The sequence below is a fragment of the Finegoldia magna genome (assembly GCF_018371055.1).
Classification (GTDB): Bacteria; Bacillota; Clostridia; order Tissierellales; family Peptoniphilaceae; genus Finegoldia; species Finegoldia magna_I.
This window is the reverse complement of sequence record NZ_JAGYZD010000176.1, coordinates 1-3,665: the sequence shown is the minus strand read 5'-3', so window position 1 is coordinate 3,665 and position 3,665 is coordinate 1. Positions and strand designations below refer to the sequence as shown.

Annotated in this window: 4 protein-coding genes; all 4 read right to left on the bottom strand. The window is 29.5% G+C overall.

The annotated features are described in order from the left end of the window. On the bottom strand, positions 1 to 1,284 hold a 1,284-nt coding region (ftsH, locus tag KHW44_RS07465), incomplete at its 3' end, for an ATP-dependent zinc metalloprotease FtsH (RefSeq protein ID WP_304067883.1). Further along, the gene (hpt, locus tag KHW44_RS07460) at positions 1,284 to 1,844 is read right to left on the bottom strand and encodes a hypoxanthine phosphoribosyltransferase (RefSeq protein WP_294684600.1); all 561 of its coding nucleotides are present in this window, start codon (positions 1,842 to 1,844) and stop codon (positions 1,284 to 1,286) included. The genes ftsH and hpt, both read right to left, overlap by 1 nt. Next, the gene (gene tilS / locus KHW44_RS07455) at positions 1,834 to 3,189 is read right to left on the bottom strand and encodes a tRNA lysidine(34) synthetase TilS (protein WP_304067879.1); all 1,356 of its coding nucleotides are present in this window, start codon (positions 3,187 to 3,189) and stop codon (positions 1,834 to 1,836) included. Before tilS ends, hpt begins: the two co-directional genes overlap by 11 nt. Positions 3,190 to 3,226: 37 nt before the next feature. Then, positions 3,227 to 3,646, bottom strand: coding sequence for a S1 RNA-binding domain-containing protein (locus KHW44_RS07450; RefSeq protein WP_294684596.1), 420 nt, complete (start codon positions 3,644 to 3,646; stop codon positions 3,227 to 3,229). Positions 3,647 to 3,665 lie beyond the last annotated feature (19 nt).

Genomic DNA, 3,665 nt, shown 5'->3' with positions numbered 1-3,665 from the left:
ACCAGATTCGTGATAAGCTGTAAGCACACGTTCTTTTTCTATTACAACTTGTGATTTCTTTTCTGGACCAGCTAAAACTTTTATCGATGCTTCTTTGAATACTTCATTTGATATTTCTGCTTCATTGTTTCTAGCGGCAAGTAGTGCTGCTTCATTGCACAAGTTTTCCAAATCAGCTGGAGAAAATCCTGTAGTTGTCTTAGCAATATTTTCCAAATCCACATTAGGTTTTAGCTTTTTGTTTTTTGTGTGAACTTTTAATATTTCTAATCTTTCTCTAACATCTGGAAGTCCTACGTAAATTGTTCTGTCAAATCTTCCAGGTCTCAACAAAGCTTTATCCAAAATATCTGGTCTATTTGTGGCACTCATTACAATAACGCCTTCATTTTTTCCAAAACCATCCATCTCTACAAGCAATTGATTCAAAGTTTGCTCTCTTTCGTCGTGTCCACCACCAAGTCCTGCGCCTCTTTTTCTACCAACTGCATCAATTTCGTCGATAAAAATAATACATGGTGCATTTTTCTTAGCTTGTTCAAATAAATCACGTACTCTGGAAGCTCCTACTCCGACAAACATTTCTACAAAATCCGAACCAGATATACTAAAGAACGGAACCTTAGCTTCTCCAGCAACAGCTCTTGATAAATATGTTTTACCAGTTCCTGGAGGTCCAACTAACAAAACTCCCTTTGGAATTCTGGCTCCGATATCTATATATTTTGAAGGATTTTTCAGAAAATCTACAATTTCCATCAATTCTTCTTTTTCTTCTTTTAATCCAGCTACATCATCAAACACAACTTTTTCTTTAGAATCTTGATTTAATTTCGCTTTAGATTTTCCGAAATTCATAGCCTTAGAATTTCCAGAGTTTTGAGTTTGATTCATAAACATAAACCATATTATTCCTAATCCTAGAATGATTAATATAGTAGGCATCATCTCAACATACCATGGCTTCCCTGGATCTTTTTCTGTTTTTAGTACGATTTTATTATTCTCAACAGATTCCTTCAGGTAATTATTGTAAAATACTTCCCACATTTCTGAAGGCATATACATTTTGAAAGGAGTGTTTTTGCTATCTTTTAACACACCTTTTATATCGTTACCTTTTGCTACAATTTCTTTAACATTATCTTTTTTTACGTTAACTATCATTTCATTGACAGTAAAATATTTTGTGCTCAATGTATTGTTTTGAGTCATAGTCACGAAAAAAGCTATTAAAATGATTGGAACAAGATACATTACTAAACTTTTAGTTACTTTTTTCATTAAATCTCCTTTTCATAAAAAGATTTTTTCAATACACAAATATCTTCAATATTTCTAAATTGTTGTGCAAAGTCTAATCCATATCCTACAATAAACTCATTAGGAACAGTAAATCCTTTAAAATGAACTTCTACTTCGTTAGTTCTTCTGTCCGGTTTATCCAAAAGAGTTGCTATCTTAACTGACTTCGCTTCTCTATCTTGTAAATTACGAACCAAATAATTTAATGTGCGTCCACTGTCCACAATATCTTCAACAATAAGAATATTTTTACCTGCAATATCTTCTTCCAAATCCTTAATAATTCTTACAGTTCCACTTGATTCAGAAGATAGTCCATAACTAGATAATGCCATAAAATCAATTCCTACTTCGAGGTCTATGTTCAATGTCAAATTACTCATAAACATTGCCGCACCTCTAAGAATACCAACTACAATAAGCTCGCCCTTATCTTTGTATTCCTCTGTGATTTCTTTTCCCAATTCTACGATTCTTTTGTCGATTTCTGATTTTGGTATTAGAACCTTTTCGACTGCATCACATAAATTACTTTTCATAAGTCACCTCTATAATTAAAACTTCTTTGCTATTAGAATTTTTCATATAAAAATTGGATCTTTTTAACGATAAAATAGCATATACATTTTCTTCATCGGTCAAGATAGGATAATTATCTCGTTCAATCTTAGAAACTTTGTTATCTATAAATATATCCTTAATTTTTTTTGTAAATCCTTTTAATTTTATTCTATCACCATTTTTCCTCTTTCTTAAAATAAGATTTCGTGAAAGAATATCGGAATCAAATACCATTTTATTTCTCGATGGTTTGATGTTTACATTTGTAGACAAATAGCTGTTGATTCTAAAATTTGCAAACTCTATTTCTCCAAGTTCAAATTTTATGCTATTAATTTCTTTATTGTTTGAATTTTTCCTAATTATTACTTTATCATAACTTTTAAAAAAACTGTAGTCTTTAAATACATATTTGCTACCATTTTTCAAACGAAATAAGTCAATAATATCGTCAATATAAACCATTCTAATATCCTTATTAGACCCATTTAATTCAATTAAAAGCTTTCTGATTATATTTCGTTGTACAGAGATTTTTTCTTTGCAAAACAAATCGACATCAATAGTATATCCTTCATTGGATTTTTTAATTAATTTTCGGTATTCTAAATTAGTTACATCATCGATTATTTCTTTTGAGTCTTTTAAAATGTTAATAGTTCTACATATAGACTCATTAATTGAATTATTAAAATTCTCTTCGATATAAGGAAGCATTTCCAATCTAATTTTATTTCTTTGGACATCTGCAATTAAATTAGTCTCATCGGTAACGAACTTAATATTATTTTCTTCAAGATATTTAAAAATATCACTTTTTGATATGTCTAAAAGTGGTCTAATAATATTTTTATTTTTATATTGCATTCCGCATAATCCATCTATCCCACTTCCTCTGAATAAATGCAAGAAGAAAGTCTCCACTTGATCGTCTTTATGATGTGCAACGGCAATTTTATTATAATTCTCAGATTTTAAAATATCGTTAAAATATTTGTACCTTAAAATTCTACCACTATCTTCTAAACTAATCGAGTTTTCAATAGAATATTGTTTCATATCGACCTTTTTAGAAAAAAACTTAATATTCTTTTCTTCAGATATTTCCCTAGAAAATTCTTCATCACGAACAGCTGTATCTCTGTATGAATGGTTTATGTGACAAGTTATAATATCAAAGCCCAACTCCTCTTTTATTTCGTACAAAACATTAAATAAAAACACCGAGTCTGCTCCACCAGATAATCCAACTAGAATTTTATCATTTTCTTGTATTAAATTTTCTCTAATAATGGTATTTTTTATTCTGTTTATCAAATCCATACTAATAAAAAAGCCGCATAAAACTGCGGCATTTCTCCTAATTATACTTTCTTTTCTTTGAAAACTTTTTATTTTCTCTTTGTCTAATGGAATCTAATCTTTCATTGCTTTCTTTCATAAACTTAGTAAGCAAATCATCAAAAGTTGATTCTTTATTAGAATCTTTATCTACATTACTATCATCAGAATAAGTTTTCTTAGTAAATTCTTTTTTATGTTCTTTTTTTGGAAGACATTCCTTTATTGAAAAGCTAACCTTTTTATCTTCAATGCTCATTACTTTGCATTTAACTACATCATTAACCTTTAACACATCTTCAACTTTTTCTATGTAGTCATTAGAAATTTGTGAGATATGAACTAATCCTTTAGTTCCATCTTCGCATTCTACAAATGCCCCAAACTTAGTAATTCCTGTTACTTTACCTTCAACAATATCGCCCACTGATATAGACATACGCAATATCTTCCTCCTA